This window comes from Arthrobacter sp., from assembly GCF_031988865.1.
Lineage (GTDB): Bacteria > Actinomycetota > Actinomycetes > Actinomycetales > Micrococcaceae > Arthrobacter_B.
The window spans coordinates 1-15,174 of record NZ_DALZXY010000037.1; the positions used below are offsets into that span (position 1 = coordinate 1).

Annotated in this window: 12 protein-coding genes and 1 pseudogene; 9 read left to right on the top strand and 4 right to left on the bottom strand. The window is 67.3% G+C overall.

Annotation, left to right across the window (positions count from 1 at the left end):
• Positions 1 to 333: pseudogene (locus tag RTN46_RS08610) on the top strand (hypothetical protein); the annotation flags it as partial.
• Positions 326 to 1,009 carry a response regulator transcription factor gene (locus RTN46_RS08615; RefSeq protein ID WP_312180594.1) on the top strand — a complete coding sequence of 228 codons (684 nt, stop codon included), beginning with the start codon at positions 326 to 328 and terminating at the stop codon, positions 1,007 to 1,009. The pseudogene RTN46_RS08610 and the gene RTN46_RS08615, both read left to right, overlap by 8 nt.
• Positions 1,010 to 1,259: 250 nt before the next feature.
• Here RTN46_RS08615 and RTN46_RS08620 read toward each other — a convergent pair whose 3' ends face one another.
• The 3 genes from RTN46_RS08620 to RTN46_RS08630 all read right to left on the bottom strand — a co-directional run bounded on the left by RTN46_RS08620 (position 1,260) and on the right by RTN46_RS08630 (position 4,358).
• Positions 1,260 to 2,147: a 1,4-dihydroxy-2-naphthoate polyprenyltransferase gene (locus RTN46_RS08620; protein WP_312180595.1), complete on the bottom strand. Its 888-nt coding sequence runs from the start codon at positions 2,145 to 2,147 to the stop codon at positions 1,260 to 1,262.
• A gap of 114 nt (positions 2,148 to 2,261) precedes the next feature.
• Positions 2,262 to 3,398, bottom strand: coding sequence for an AMP-binding protein (locus RTN46_RS08625; protein WP_312180596.1), 1,137 nt, complete (start codon positions 3,396 to 3,398; stop codon positions 2,262 to 2,264).
• Between the two features lie 6 nt (positions 3,399 to 3,404).
• Positions 3,405 to 4,358, bottom strand: a complete 954-nt coding sequence (locus RTN46_RS08630; RefSeq protein WP_312180598.1) for a 1,4-dihydroxy-2-naphthoyl-CoA synthase — start codon at positions 4,356 to 4,358, stop codon at positions 3,405 to 3,407.
• Between the two features lie 139 nt (positions 4,359 to 4,497).
• Between RTN46_RS08630 and RTN46_RS08635 the strand changes: the two genes are divergently transcribed.
• The 7 genes from RTN46_RS08635 to RTN46_RS08665 are packed head-to-tail and all read left to right on the top strand — an operon-like array spanning position 4,498 to position 14,299.
• Positions 4,498 to 8,223: a nitrate reductase subunit alpha gene (locus RTN46_RS08635; RefSeq protein ID WP_312180599.1), complete on the top strand. Its 3,726-nt coding sequence runs from the start codon at positions 4,498 to 4,500 to the stop codon at positions 8,221 to 8,223.
• Entirely contained in the window at positions 8,223 to 9,899 is a 1,677-nt protein-coding gene (gene narH, locus RTN46_RS08640; RefSeq protein ID WP_312180601.1) for a nitrate reductase subunit beta, read from the top strand. Before RTN46_RS08635 ends, narH begins: the two co-directional genes overlap by 1 nt.
• Complete coding sequence (gene narJ, locus RTN46_RS08645; RefSeq protein WP_312180602.1) at positions 9,896 to 10,594, top strand: nitrate reductase molybdenum cofactor assembly chaperone; 699 nt, start codon at positions 9,896 to 9,898, stop codon at positions 10,592 to 10,594. Before narH ends, narJ begins: the two co-directional genes overlap by 4 nt.
• Complete coding sequence (gene narI / locus RTN46_RS08650) at positions 10,591 to 11,424, top strand: respiratory nitrate reductase subunit gamma (protein ID WP_396157532.1); 834 nt, start codon at positions 10,591 to 10,593, stop codon at positions 11,422 to 11,424. The genes narJ and narI overlap by 4 nt, the downstream gene beginning before the upstream one ends.
• Positions 11,425 to 11,445: 21 nt before the next feature.
• Positions 11,446 to 12,681: an MFS transporter gene (locus RTN46_RS08655; RefSeq protein ID WP_312180604.1), complete on the top strand. Its 1,236-nt coding sequence runs from the start codon at positions 11,446 to 11,448 to the stop codon at positions 12,679 to 12,681.
• Between the two features lie 39 nt (positions 12,682 to 12,720).
• Entirely contained in the window at positions 12,721 to 13,446 is a 726-nt protein-coding gene (locus RTN46_RS08660; protein ID WP_312180605.1) for a histidine phosphatase family protein, read from the top strand.
• Positions 13,430 to 14,299 carry an NAD(P)H-hydrate dehydratase gene (locus RTN46_RS08665; RefSeq protein WP_312180607.1) on the top strand — a complete coding sequence of 290 codons (870 nt, stop codon included), beginning with the start codon at positions 13,430 to 13,432 and terminating at the stop codon, positions 14,297 to 14,299. Before RTN46_RS08660 ends, RTN46_RS08665 begins: the two co-directional genes overlap by 17 nt.
• Positions 14,300 to 14,370: 71 nt before the next feature.
• Here the strand turns inward: RTN46_RS08665 and RTN46_RS08670 are convergent.
• Positions 14,371 to 15,174, bottom strand: an 804-nt coding sequence (locus RTN46_RS08670) for an NAD(P)-dependent alcohol dehydrogenase (protein ID WP_312180608.1), incomplete at its 5' end; no start/stop codon positions are given.

The following is a 15,174-nucleotide window of genomic DNA, read 5'->3' on the forward strand; positions in this document are numbered from 1 at the left end:
GGGCCTGGACTTCCCCTGCATGCTGCTTCGGATCTTGCCCAGCCAACCGAAGCGGCCCACCACACCGCGCCCGCCCACCACACCGCGCCGGCCCAGCAGACCGGACCGGCCGAAGCGTCCCGCCGCCCCGGACGCGGGCTGGCCGGGATGCGCGAACGGGCGCACCTGGCGGGAGGATGGCTCACTGCCGGGCCCGACGGCGAGCACTTCCGGGTAACGGTCTTTATTCCGTACGGCTCCCCTGAGACCCGGACCGGGGCAGCCGCAGCTCTCCCGGCAGGCGGAAGCCTGGCATTGGCGGCCCCGGCAGCTAAGGACCACAGCAATGTCTAAGGCCGGCGCCCGCATCTCCGTTGCCCTCGTGGACGACCAGCCGTTGTTTTTGGCGGGAATCCGTATGCTCATCGAAAGCCAGGAGGACATGGAGTTCTGCTGGGAAGCCGGGGATGGGGAGGAAGCGGCGGAACTGGCGGCAGAACAGCGGCCCGACGTGATGCTGATGGACCTGCGCATGCCCGTGCTGGACGGAGTCTCTGCCACGCGCAGGATCATCGAAGCAGCTGATACTGCCGGCACCGAGCACCCGCGGATCATCGCGCTGACCACCTTTAACCGGGACCAGGCCGTGGTGCAGGCAGTCCAGGCCGGTGCCAGCGGTTACCTGCTCAAAAGCGCCGAACCGGAATTCCTCCTCGCAGCCATCCGGACCGTTCACTCGGGTTACTCAGTGATCGCTCCCGGGTCCATCCACTCGCTCTTTGAGCACGCCGCCCGCAATGCTCCCGCTGCGCCCCCGGACCTATCCGTCCTTGAGGTCCTGTCAGCGCGCGAACGGGATGTCTTCCTGCTGACCGCCAAGGGGCTGAGCAACAGTGAAATGGCGCAGAACCTTTTTGTCTCCGAAGCAACGATCAAGACGCATCTGCGCAGTGTCCTGGACAAGCTGGAGCTGCGCACCCGGATCCAGCTCGTGTCCTTTGCCCACGAGCGCCACCTTTTGGGCGGCTGAGCGGTGCCGTCTCAGCGCAGGCCCTGTGGGCATCTTGGAGCGGCGGCGGCCGGTGTCCATCTGCTTTCCTGGAGCGCCGTCGGAATCCTGGCTGGTGTAGCACCCGGCCACTCAGCGGGAAGCGCCGCAGCCTGGATCGACGCCGGATGGCTGACGGCACTGGTGTTCCTGCTGGCCTCCGCCGTCGTGTTCCTTAGCGTGGTCCTGGGCGTAACCCGGTACCGGACGCCGGAGGCAGCCGCCGTGGTGCTTAGCCCGCGAGCAGCTGCGTCAGCACCAGCGCCAGGCCGTAGAGCAGGCTGAAGCCGAGGTTGATCAGGCCGGTCTGCTTCAGCACCGGGATGAGGCTGCGGCGCTTCTTGCCCTTGAGCATCAGCCAGCTGGGCATCAGGCAGGCCGGGATCAGCAGCAGGACCAGCAGCACCCACGGGTAGTTCCCCACCAGCAGCAGGGGCAGCAGCAGCGCCAGCGCCAGCATCATGACGTAGCTGATCCGGGCGGCGTCGTCGCCCAGCCGGACCGCGAGCGTCCGTTTCCCGGATTCGCGGTCCGTTGGGATATCCCGCACGTTGTTGGCCATCAGCAGGGCAGTGGCGATCAGGCCGGTCGATACCGCGCCAATCCAGGCAGCCGCACTGACTTCTCCGGCCTGCGTGTAGGTGGTGCCTAGCGTGGCAACGAGTCCGAAGAACACAAACACGAACACATCGCCCAGGCCCATGTACCCGTAGGGATTGCGCCCGCCGGTGTAGCCCCAGGCGGCGGCAATGCAGCCGATGCCCACCAGCAGCAGGAACCAGGCCTGCGAAAGGAGAACAAGGGCCAGCCCGGCGGCCATGGCGACGCCGAAGCTGGCGAAGGCCGCGTATTTGACCTTCTTCGCCGCGGCCGCGCCGGAGCCGGTCAGGCGCAGCGGCCCGACCCGGTTGTCATCGGTGCCGCGGACGCCGTCGGAATAGTCATTGGCGTAGTTGACACCAACCTGCAGCAGGATCGCCACGACAGCGGCCAGCACTGCATTGACCCAGCGGAAGGATCCAAGGTCGAATGCCGCCGCAGAACCGATAATGACGGGGGCTACGGCCATCGGCAGTGTCCGGGGGCGTGCTCCTTCGAACCATTGAGCCGCTGTGGCCACAGTAACTTCCTTCTGTTTTTGCTGGTGGAATTCCCCGGCGGTGCAGCGCCGGGCCAGTAGTATTCTCCCGCACCGTGCCGCGCAGGACGAAAACGGGAGGGACGCGGGCGGACTTTAGTGCTTGGCGGCACCCAGCAGCCGGCGGACGGCCACCCGGTCGGTCTTGCCGTTGGGCAGCAGCGGCATCCGTTCCAGCTCCACCACAATTTTGGGAACGGCCGGGGCGCCGAGGGCTTCCCGGATCGTCCCGCGCAGGCGGTCCAGGGGCACTGAACCGACGACGACGAGTCCGACGACGGCGCCCCACTCGTCGTCGGGCAGCCCCACGGCCACGGCCTGGTGTACCTCGGGCAGCTGTTCCGCGGCCGCGGTCACTGCCGCACCGGAGACCTTGACCCCGCCGGTGACTATCACGTCGTCCAGCCGCCCGGTCACCGTGACGGTGCCGTCGGTGGCCACGGAACCGGTGTCATCCGTACGGAACCAGCGCTTGCCGGAGTGGAAGGCAAACCGCTCGGCGGTCAGCTCCGGCGCCCCCAGATAGCCGTCGGCCAGCAACTCCCCGGCGATCCAAAGCCGGCCTTCGTAGTCTTGGACCTCCACACCCGGCAGCGGAACGCCGTCGTACACGCAGCCGCCGGCGGTCTCGCTCATCCCGTAGGTGGTCACCACATTGAGTCCCAGCCCGCGGGCTTCCGCCAGCAGCGCCGGTCCGGCCGCGGCGCCGCCGAGCAGGATCGCGTCGAAGCGGCGCAGCGCCTTCAGCGTCTCCTCGGCAGGATCGGTGAGCAGGCGGTGCAGCTGGGTCGGGACCAGGGACGTCAGCCGGGTCCGGTCGGTCAGCTCCCGGGCCGCAGACGTGAAGGCTGCCGGGTCAAACGGCTTCGCAGTGTCCAGCAGGACAGGTTCGGTTCCCGCGAAGAGCGACCGGACGAGGACCTGGACCCCGGCGATGAAATGCACGGGCAGTGCCAGCAGCCACTGCCCGTCCTTCTGCAGCGACTCGGCGGTGGCCATGGAGGACGCCGCCAGCGCGTCGATGCTGAGCATCGTCTGCTTGGGTGTGCCGGTGGACCCCGAGGTGCTGATGACCAGGGCAATGTCATCGTTGGGCAGTTCCCCGGAGAAGGTCTGGGCCGGGTCGGCATGCGGTGCCACAGCCGGGCCTTCGCCGGCCAGGGCAGCAGCCAGCGGGGCCAGGAGGTCTCCGGCGTGGTACCCGGCGGGCGTATGGACGGGGAGCAGTTCCATAACGTCCTAGAAGTAGTAGGGGAAGGAGGACCAATCCGGGTCCCGTTTGGCCAGGAACGCTTCCTTACCCTCCACCGCCTCATCAGTCATGTACGCCAGCCGCGTCGCTTCACCGGCGAAGACCTGCTGGCCGGCCAGGCCGTCGTCGGCCAGGTTGAACGCGAACTTCAGCATACGCAGGGCCTGCGGGGACTGCCGGGCAATGTCCGCGGCGTATGACAGGGCCACCTTCTCCAGATCCTCGTGGTCCACGGCCTCGTTGACCGCGCCCATGGCCACCATGTCCTCGGCGGAGTATTCGCGGGCCAGGAAGAAGATCTCGCGGGCGCGTTTCTGGCCGATCTGCCGGGCCAGCAGGGCGGAGCCGTAACCTGCGTCGAAGCTGCCCACCGTGGCGTCCGTCTGCTTGAACTTCCCGTACTGGCGGGAGGCGATGGTCAGGTCCGCGACCACATGCAGGCTGTGCCCGCCGCCCGCCGCCCAGCCGTTGACGACGGCGATGACCACCTTGGGCATGGTCCGCATCAGGCGCTGCACCTCGAGGATATGCAGCCGGCCGGCGCGGGCCGGATCGATGGTTTCCTTAGTCTCTCCATCGGCGTAGCGGTAGCCATCGCGGCCGCGGATCCGCTGGTCCCCGCCGGAGCAGAAGGAATGCCCGCCGTCCTTGGGGGAAGGGCCGTTGCCGGTGAGCAGGACGGTGGCAACGTCCGGAGTCATCCGGGCGTGGTCCATGGCGCGGTAGAGCTCATCCACCGTTCCGGGACGGAAGGCGTTGCGCACCTCCGGGCGGTTGAAGGCGATCCGCACCGTGGGGAGATCGCGCAGCACGCTGCCGTCGGCGTCGCGCTCCACCTGGCGGTGGTAGGTCATGTCCGAGAAGTCCTCGAAGCCGTCGACTACCCTCCATTGCCGGGGATCGAAGATGTCAGAGACCTGCGCGGGAAGTAGTTTGCTCACGTTGATGAGTTTATCGCGGTGGGCAAGGGCCCCTTTTCGAAGACCACTCGGGGCCGGGCAAAAGTGGAATGGACCGCCGCCGGCCGGGTTTCGAACATGAGCCTTGTTGCCGTTTCGAGCCCGAGCGTAGCTTGTAAGGATGGCTAGCAGCTCCGTCACGGGGACAGACGGCCCCGCATCCGATGCATTGCTCAAGCTCGGCAGGTTCTTCACCCGCTGGGACGAAACGGCCGATGGCCGAGCGGTCTTCCGCGAAGGCGGACGCAAAGGCGATGCCTTCTACCGAAACCGCTGGAGCCACGACAAAGTGGTCCGGTCCACGCACGGCGTGAACTGCACGGGTTCCTGTTCCTGGAAGGTCTACGTCAAGGACGGGATCATCACCTGGGAAGCACAGGAAACCGACTATCCAACGGTGGGCCCGGACCGCCCGGAGTATGAACCCCGGGGCTGCCCGCGCGGAGCCGCGTTCTCCTGGTACACCTATTCGCCCACCCGGGTCCGCTATCCCTACATCCGCGGAGTGCTGCTTGACCTCTACCGGGAAGCCAAGCGGAGCGTGGGCGGTGACCCCGTGCTTGCGTGGGAGGCCCTGATTGCCGATCCGGAGAAGCGCCGAACCTGGCAGCAGGCACGCGGTAAGGGCGGGCTGGTGCGCTCGAGCTGGCAGGAAGCCCTGGAAATGACGGCGGCAGCGCACGTCTCCACGGTCAAGAACTACGGCCCGGACCGCTGCACCGGCTTCTCCCCGATTCCGGCGATGTCCATGGTCTCCCACGCGGCCGGTGCACGGTTCATCAACCTCATCGGCGGCGTGATGAACAGCTTCTATGACTGGTACGCGGACCTTCCGGTGGCCAGCCCGCAGGTCTTCGGCGACCAGACGGATGTTCCGGAATCCGGGGATTGGTGGGACGCCACCTATCTGATGATGTGGGGCTCGAATATCCCGGTCACCCGGACACCGGATGCGCACTGGATGGTCGAGGGCCGCTACCGGGGCACGAAAGTGGTTTCGGTCAGCCCGGACTATGCGGATAACACCAAGTTTGCCGATGAATGGCTGCCCGCCCAGGCCGGCTCGGATGCCGCGCTCGCGATGGCCATGGGGCACGTGATCCTCAAGGAGAACTTCGTGGACCGGCGGGTGCCGTTCTTCGCGGATTACGTGGTGCAGTACACCGACCTGCCCTTCCTGGTCACGCTGGTGGACGGCCCGGGCGGCACCACTGTGCCGGGAAAGTTCCTCACCGCCGCGGACCTGGGCGGGGCCGAGGCGGCGGCGCCGGACGCGGCGTTCAAGACGGTGCTGCTGGACCAGGACTCGGGACTGCCGAATGTGCCCAACGGTTCGCTGGGCTTCCGCTATAACGACGACGACGCCGGGAAGTGGAACCTGGACCTGCAGGGGGTTCGGCCGGCACTCTCGCTGGCCGACGCCGCTTCCTGGGCGCGCGAGGCAAGCACCGTGGACCTGCCGGTGTTCGAAGACCCCTCCGGTGCCGGCAGCGTGGTCCACCGCGGTGTGCCGGTCATGGAAGTCGCCGGGAAACGGGTCACCACGGTCTTTGACCTGATGCTGGCCCAATACGGTGTGGGCCGGGACGGACTGCCGGGGGACTGGGCCGCAGGCTACGACGACGCCGGCACGGCCTACACGCCGGCCTGGCAGGAGGAACTAACCTCCATCAAGCCGTCGGCCGTGATCCGCACCGCCCGGGAATTCGCGGCCAACGCGGAAAAATCCAAGGGCCGTTCGATGATCATCCTCGGTGCCGGGATCTGCCAGTGGTACCACGGGGACGTGACCTACCGGGCGATCCTGGCCATGCTGATGCTCACCGGCTGCGAGGGCCGCAACGGCGGCGGCTGGGCGCACTACGTGGGGCAGGAGAAATGCCGGCCGATCACCGGCTGGGCCACCATGGCCTCCGCCGGGGACTGGAACCGGCCGCCGCGGTTTATGATCGGCACCGCCTTTTGGTACATGCACACCGACCAGTTCCGGTCCGACGGGTATTCAGCCGACGCGGTGCAGTCGCCGCTGGCCGAAGGGCACCTGCGCGGCATGCATTCCGCGGACGTGATTGCCAAGTCCACCCGGATGGGCTGGATGCCCTTCTTCCCCCAGTTCGACGCCAAAAACTCCCTCGACGTCGCCGATGAGGCCGCCGCCGGCGTCGCCCGCGGCGAGGCCCGAACCGAGGCCCGCTGGGTGGCGGACCGCCTCAAGGAGGGCAGCCTGCGCTTCGCGGTGGAGGATATCGATGCGCCGGAGAACTGGCCGCGGACCCTGATCCTGTGGCGCTCCAACCTGCTGGGCTCCTCTGCCAAGGGGGAGGAATACTTCCAGAAGCACCTGCTCGGCACGCTGAACAATGTGATGGGCAACGACCACGGCGAGTCCCGGCCCAAGGACGTGGTGTGGCGGGACGATGCCCCACAGGGGAAGCTGGACCTGCTGGTCTCCGCGGACTTCCGGATGACCAGTTCCACGCTGCTCTCCGACGTCGTGTTCCCGGCGGCGACCTGGTATGAGAAGTACGACCTCTCCTCCACGGACATGCACCCGTACGTGCACGCCTTCACCCCGGCGATCGCCCCGCCGTGGGAAGCAAAGTCGGACTTCGATCTGTTCCGCCTGCTCGCCGAGGAGTTTTCCCGGCAGGCCGGGAAGCATCTGGGCGTCCGCAACGACCTGGTGGCCACCGCGCTGACCCACGACACCCCCGGGGAAATCGCGCAGCCAGGCGGGCATGCCCCGGACTGGAAAGGGACGGACATCCCCGCGGTGCCCGGGAAGAACCTGCCCACCCTCGCCATCGTGGAACGGGACTACACCGCGATTGGCGAAAAGTTCGTGGCGTTGGGGCCGCTGGCCGACAAGCTGGGCCTGACCACCAAATACGTCAAGTTCGACGTCACGAAACAGGTCCGGCAACTGGCCGCCAAGCACGGCGTCTATGACTCCGGGGCGGCACGGGGCCGGCCCGCCATCGACACCGACGCGAGGATGGCCGAAGCGATCCTGCTGTTCTCCGGGACCACCAACGGGGAACTGGCCGTCCAGGGGTTCAAGACCCTGGAGAAACGCACCGGCACGCCGCTGGCGGACCTGGCCGAGGGTGCCGAGGACAAACTAATTACCTTCCGCGACACCCAGGACCGCCCGACGCCGGTGATCACCTCACCGGAATGGTCCGGCTCCGAGACGGGGGGCCGGCGTTATGCTCCATTCACGATCAACATCGAGCGGCTGAAGCCGTTCCACACGCTGACCGGGCGGATGCACTTCTTCCTGGACCACGACTGGATCCGGGACATGGGGGAGGCGCTGCCCATCTTCCGTCCGCCGCTGGATATGCACCGGCTCTTCGGTGAACCCCAGCTGGGTACCCGGGGCGAGCTTTCCGTGGCGGTGCGGTACCTGACACCGCACAACAAATGGTCCATCCACTCCGAATACCAGGACAACCTGTTTATGCTCTCGCTGTCCCGCGGCGGCACCGCCGTGTGGATGAGTCCGCAGGACGCGGCCCTGATCCAGGTTTCGGATAACGACTGGGTGGAATGCGTGAACACCAACGGCGTGCTGGTGGGCCGGGCGATCGTCAGCAGCCGAATGCCGGCCGGCGTCGTATTTGTCCATCATGCGCAGGAACGGATCATCGATACGCCGAAGTCGGAGGCCACCGGCCGCCGCGGTGGCATCCACAACTCGGTGACGCGGATCCTGGTCAAACCCACCCACATGATCGGCGGGTACGCCCAACTGTCCTGGGCCTTTAACTACCTGGGCCCCACCGGAAACCAGCGGGACATCGTTTCGGTGGTCCGTAAGCGCTCGCAGGAGGTGAGCTACTGATGAGGATCATGGCCCAGGTCGCGATGGTGATGGCGCTGGATAAGTGCATCGGCTGCCACACCTGTTCGGTCACCTGCAAACAGGCCTGGACGAATCGGGCCGGCACCGAGTACGTGTGGTTCAACAACGTGGAGACCCGTCCCGGGCAGGGATACCCCCGCCGGTACGAGGACCAGGAGAAGTGGAAGGGCGGCTGGGAGCTCAACGGGCGCGGAAACCTGAAGCTGAAGGCCGGCGGCCGGATGGCGAAGCTGATGGGGCTCTTCGCCAGCCCCGTCCAGCCAGAGCTCAACGACTATTACGAGCCCTGGACCTATGACTACGAGAACCTGATCCAGGCCCCGGCGGGCAGCGACTTCCCGGTGGCCCGGCCCAAGTCCCTGATCACCGGCGACAACACGAAAATCGAATGGTCCGCGAACTGGGATGACAGCCTCGGCGGTGCGCCTGAGCTGGCGCAGCGGGACCCGGTCGTGGAGAAACTTCGCCGTGACGCCGAGGACAAGGTCAAATTCGAATTCGACCAGACGTTTATGTTTTACCTGCCGCGGATCTGCGAACACTGCCTGAACCCGTCCTGCATGGCCTCCTGTCCGTCCGGCGCGATCTACAAGCGCGAGGAAGACGGCATTGTGCTGGTGGACCAGGACAGGTGCCGCGGCTGGCGGCAGTGCGTCACCGGCTGCCCGTACAAGAAGATCTACTTCAACCACCGCTCCGGCAAGGCCGAGAAGTGTACGTTCTGCTATCCCCGGATCGAGGTGGGCATCCCCACGGTGTGCGCGGAGACCTGCGTGGGCCGGCTGCGGTACATCGGGATTTTCCTGTACGACGCCGACCGCGTGACCGCCGCCGCCTCAACCCCCAATGAACAGGATCTCTACGAGGCCCAGCTGGACCTGATGATGGATCCCCGCGATCCTGAGGTCATTGCCGCGGCCCGCGCCGAGGGCATCCCGGAGGACTGGCTGGATGCAGCCCGCCGCTCGCCGGTGTATGCCCTGGCCAAGGAACTGCGCGTGGCGCTGCCGCTGCACCCGGAATACCGGACCATGCCCATGGTCTGGTACGTCCCGCCGCTGTCCCCGATCGTTGACGTCCTGAAGGATACGGGGCACGACGGCGAGGACGCCGGCAACCTGTTCGGCGCCATCGACTCGCTGCGGATCCCGGTGGAATACCTCGCCGAGCTCTTCACTGCCGGGGACGCGGACCTGGTCACCTCGGTACTGCGGAAGCTCGCCGCGATGCGCGCCTACATGCGCAACATCACCCTGGGCGACCCGCCGGACGAGTCGATCGCCCAGAGCGCGGGGATGACCGGGGAAGAGATCGTGCGGATGTACCGGCTGATGGCCGTGGCCAAGTATGAAGAGCGCTACGTCATTCCCAATGCCCACCTCGAGGATGCTCACAATCTGGAGGAAATCGGCTGCTCGCTGGACACGGAGGGCGGGCCCGGCATGGGCCAGACCGGAGTGTTCGGGGAGGCCTCCGGCCGGCCGATGCCGGTGGCGGTGGAGAACTTCAACGCCCTGGAAGCGCGCCAACGTGGCGATGATCCGGCTGGGAACCGGGACATGACCGGGCGGGTCAACCTGCTGAACTGGGACGGACGCGGCTCCACCCAGGGGCTGTTCCCGCGCGGACAGGGCGACGGCGGCGAGCGGCCATGAGCCTGCTGGAGAAGCTGCTCGGCAAACCCGGCAAAGGCACCCTTGCGCCGGAAGCCTACTCGGACCGGTTCCCGCGGCGCAGCGCCGTGATCCGGCAGGTCTCCGCACTGCTGTTGGAATACCCGGACGAGCAGCTGATCTCCTCGCTTCCGGTCCTGCGCCAGGCACTTGAAGAGGTGGACGCACCGCTTACGGGTGTGCAGGAACTCCTCGACTGGCTGACCGGACGGCCGCTGCCGGAAGTGCAGGCGGACTATGTGCAGGAGTTTGACTTATCCAAGCGGCACAGCCTGCACCTGACGTATTGGACCGACGGGGATACCCGCCGCCGAGGCGAAGCGCTGGCCGCCTTCAAGGAAATCTACCGGGAGCACGGGATGCTGCCGGAGGGCACCGAGCTGCCGGATTACCTGCCGCTGGTGCTGGAATTCGCGGCGAAAGTCTCCGCCAAGGACGGCTACGAGCTGCTTCAGCGCTACCGGCCGTCGCTGGAACTGCTCCGCCTGGCCCTGCGGGACGCGAACCTGCCGTACCAGCACGTGCTGGCCATGGTGTGCTCCACCCTTCCCGGAGTCTCACCCGAAGACGCCCAGGCCGTGATGCGCACGGCCGGCTATGGGCCACCCACGGAGACCGTGGGGCTGGAGCCGTACAGCTCCCGGCTCCTGCCGCTGGCGGAAAGGAACGCACCATGAGCTCCATAATGGCTCCGCTTCGCTTTCCCACGGACACAGCACCGCCGGAGAACGTGACCGTCACCCTCGGCGACGTGATGCTCTGGGGTGTGCTGCCGTACGTGGTGATCGCCGTCCTCGTCCTCGGGTCCATCTGGCGGTACCGGTACGACCAGTTTGGCTGGACCACCCGTTCGTCCCAGCTCTATGAGGCACGCATCCTGCGGATCGCCTCTCCGCTGTTCCACTTCGGCATCCTGGCCGTGATCGTGGGGCATATCGTCGGACTGCTGATTCCGCAGTCCTGGACCGAGGGCCTCGGGATGTCCGACACCGCCTACCACGCGCTCGCCCTGAGCATCGGGACCATCGCGGGGATAGGCACCCTGGTCGGCATCGTGATGCTGATCTACCGGCGCCGCACCACCGGCCCGGTCTTTATGGCCACGACCAACAATGACAAGTTCATGTACGTTATGCTGCTGGGCGCCCTGCTGGCCGGACTGGCCACGACGGTGATCTCGGTGTTCGACACGGATGTCACCGACTACCGGGAAACGGTCTCCCCGTGGTTCCGGTCGATCTTCATCTTCCAGCCGGACATTGCCGCCATGACAGCGGCGAGCCTCTCCTTCAAGATTCACGTGCTGTGGGGCCTGGCACTCTTCGCCATCTGGCCCTTCACCAGGCTGGTGCATGCCTTCACCGCACCGCTGCACTACCTTTTCCGGCCCTACATCGTTTACCGCTCCCGTGGGAAGCGGCATGCTCCGGGCGCCTTGGCTCCACGCCCCGGATGGGCTCCGGTTGGCACCCCGGACCGGGACCGCAAAGGCGCTCCCGGGCAGTGAGGAACCACAGATAGGACAGTCATGGCAGCGTCATCCGCTCCCTCGGCGGCACCGGATCTGAAGTCCGGGCAGCTGCTGAACCTGATCACCGCCACAGTGGCCTCAACCATCGGATTCTGGGCCTGGACCATCATCGGTCCGCTGTCCGCCCGATATACACAATCGATGGACCTGAATCCGACCCAGGCCTCCGTCCTGGTGGCCATGCCTATCCTGGTCGGGTCGATTGCCCGGATCCCGGTCGGTGCCTGGACAGACCGGTACGGCGGACGCCGGATGTTCACCATTGTCCTGGGGACGACGGCGCCGCTGGTCCTGCTTACCGCCGTGGCCGGCGAAACGGGCAGCTACGCCCTCATCGTCGTCGTCGCCTTCTTCCTGGGCATCGCCGGCACGGTCTTCGCCATCGGCATCCCGTTCTGTTCGGCCTGGTACGACCGCTCCCGCAAGGGCTTCGCCACCGGCGTGTTCGGGGCCGGAATGGTGGGCACCGCCGTCTCGGCGTTCTTCACCCCGCGGCTGGTCAGCGCCGTCGGCTACTTCAACACGCATCTCATCATCGCCTGCATCGTCGCTGCGATGGCAGTGGTGAGCTGGCTGGTGCTGCGCGAGTCCCCGGCGTGGAGCCGGCCGACGGAGCCCACCCTGCCGAAGATCCGCCACGCCTTCACCCTCAAGGTGACCTGGCAGCTCTGCTTCCTCTATGGCATCGTCTTTGGTGCGTTCGTGGCCTTCTCCAACTATCTCCCCACCTACCTGGGCAACGTCTACGACTACGATGCGACGGCGGCCGGCACCCGTACCGCTGGTTTCGCCGTTGCCGCCGTGATCGCCCGGCCAATCGGCGGGACGATCGCGGACAAGGTGGGGCCGAAGATCGTCACGCTGGTTTCCTTCGCGGGAACCGTGGTCCTGGCCATGGTGGTGGCGTTCCAGCCGAGCCAGGAACGGGTCTACGGAACGGCCTTCCTGCTGATGGCGCTCTTCCTGGGACTGGGAACCGGCGGTGTGTTCGCCTGGGTGGGACGCGCCGCACCGGTGCGGGACGTTGGCACGGTCGGCGGCATCATTGCGGCGGCAGGCGGCCTGGGCGGGTACTTCCCACCATTGGTCATGGGGGCGACCTACGACGCCGAGCACTCCAGCTACTTCGTTGGCCTGACCCTGCTGGCAGTGTTCGCGGCGCTGGGCCTGCTGCTGACGTTCACCGTGCGCAACGGCGGAAAAACCGATGAACGCCTCCGGGCCGGCACGTAGCCCCTTGGCCCAGCGGGGGCCAGGGGTAGAGTCGGGCAAATGGGTGCAACAGAGCTGATCCTCATCCGGCACGGCGAAAGCGCGGGCAACGTTGCGGCCACGCAGGCGCAGCTCACCGGAGCGGAAGTAATCGACGTCGGCCTGCGGGACGCGGATGTGCCGCTGAGCGGGGCAGGGGAGCAGCAGTCCCAAGCGCTGGGGGAGTGGCTGGCCGGATTGCCCGCGCAGGAGCGGCCGGAATCCGTCTGGTGCTCGCCGTACCTGCGTGCCCGGCAGACCGCTGAACTGGCGGGGCTAGCGCCCTTTAGGGTCGATGAACGGCTGCGGGACCGGGAACTGGGAATCCTGGACCTGCTCACCTCTGCCGGCGTGGCCGCCCGCTATCCCATCGAAGCGCAGCGGAAGCAGCGGCTGGGGAAGTTCGCCTACCGGCCGCCGGGCGGGGAATCCTGGGCAGACGTTGCGCTGCGGCTGCGCTCCCTGCTGCGGGACCTGGACGACGCCGAGGACGGCCGGCGCGTGGCGGTGGTCTGCCACGATGCCGTGATCCTGCTGATGCGCTACGTCTGCGAGGGTCTGGCCGAAGCGGAGCTGCTGGACATCGCCGCCACGAACAGTGTCCGCAACGGATCGCTCACCCGGCTGGTCCGCCCGTCCGGGACCGGAACCTGGGTGGCTGCGGCATTCAACGCAGTGGAACATCTGGCCTGGGCAGGAGCGCCGGTCACCGAACACTCGGGAGAGAACGATGTCCACCCCCGCTGAGCTGATCACTCCCGCAGCGCTGCGCGCATGGCAGGTTCCCCGGGATGCCGAGGGCAAGGATGACCGCGGCACGGTCCTGGTGATCGGCGGCGCCCGCCGCACGCCCGGGGCGGCCCTCCTGGCCGGCCGGACCGCGCTCCGTGCCGGGGCGGGACGGCTGACCCTCGCGGTGGCGGAGTCGGTGGCCGTGGCCTCCGCCGTCGCGCTCCCGGAATGCGGCGCCGTCGGGCTCCCGGAACGCGGCGGCCGGATCGACGGTGCAGCTGTGCAGGCAGCCCTGGCCGAGGATCTGGGGACCGCCGACGTTGTGGTGGTGGGTCCCGGGCTGGATAACGCCGAAGACACCGCCGAACTGCTGCGGGGCATCGCCGGTGACATTCCCGGCAGCGCCGCCGTGATACTCGATGCCTACGCGCTGGGGGTGTACCGGGACCTGGCCGGGATTCACGAAACCCTGGCCGGGCGGCTGGTCCTCACCCCCAACCGGACGGAGACGGCGCGCCTGCTCGGCCAGGACGACGTCCAGGACGCCGCGGCGGCAGCTGCGGAAATCGCCCGCCGGTATGGCGCCGTCGTTACCAGCCGGGGAAGGATCACCGCACCCGACGGGCGGGCCTGGGAGGTTCCCGCGGGGAACCCGGGCCTGGCGACGTCGGGCAGTGGGGATGTACTCGCCGGGGCCGTGGCCGGGTTCCTGGCACGGGGTGCTTCTCCGGACCAGGGGGCCTGCTGGGGGACGTACCTGCATGCCGCGGCCGGGGACAGGCTCTCCTCTTCGAAGGGCCCACTCAGCTTCCTGGCCAGCGAACTGCTCGAGGCCATGCCGCAGATCATGGCGGAACTGACGGTGTGAGGCCCTTGCGGGTTCAGTCAAGCGGTCAGTGGCCGGCCATCAGTCGTCCGATTTGTCAGTCGCCCGATCCGTCAACCGTCCGAGCTGTCCGGCCGGATAGTCAGGACGATACTTCCCGTCACCTGCCCGGATTCGAGCCGTTCCATCGCTGACGCAAAGTCAGCCAATGGGTAACGGCTGTCGACGCGGGGAGTAACGGTTCCGGATTCGATCAGCGGAGTGATCCGTTCCAGCTCCCTGCCGCTTTCCTTGGCGAGCGCGCCCTTCAGCCGCTGGTGCCCGAAGAGGGAGAGGATGGCGGCTCCGAGCTGGCGCTCAATCATGCCGCCGGTCAGCCGGCCGCCTTCCTCGCCGCCAACAATCGCCGCGGTTCCGCCGGGTTTCAGCGCACGGCGGAGCCTGCCCAGCGAGGGGTTGCCGGCGATGTCGATAATGGCGTCATAACGGTCCGGTACTGCCTCAAAGTCCTCGGTTCTGTAATCAAGGGTGTGAGCGGCGCCAAGCCCGCGGACAAAGCCGGCCTTGCTGCTGGAGCAGGCGCCGGTGACTTCGGCGCCGGCAGCGGCGGCCAGCTGCACCCCAAAGCTCCCCACTCCGCCCGCCGCGCCCAGGACGAGCACGTTCTGGCCGGCGGAAACCCGGGCAATGTCGACTGCGCGCAGTGCGGTCAGCCCGGAAACCGGCACCACCGCGGCCTGGTCAAAATCCAGATTGGCAGGCATGGGGGCGAGCTTGCTTTCGAGTGCCGCTGTGTACTGGGCAAACGAACCCTTGCCGATGCCGTAGACCGTGTCCCCGGGCGCAAAGCGGGTGACGCCGGAACCCACCGCGACGACGGTTCCCGCCAGGTTCCGCCCCAGCACGGCCTGCCGCGG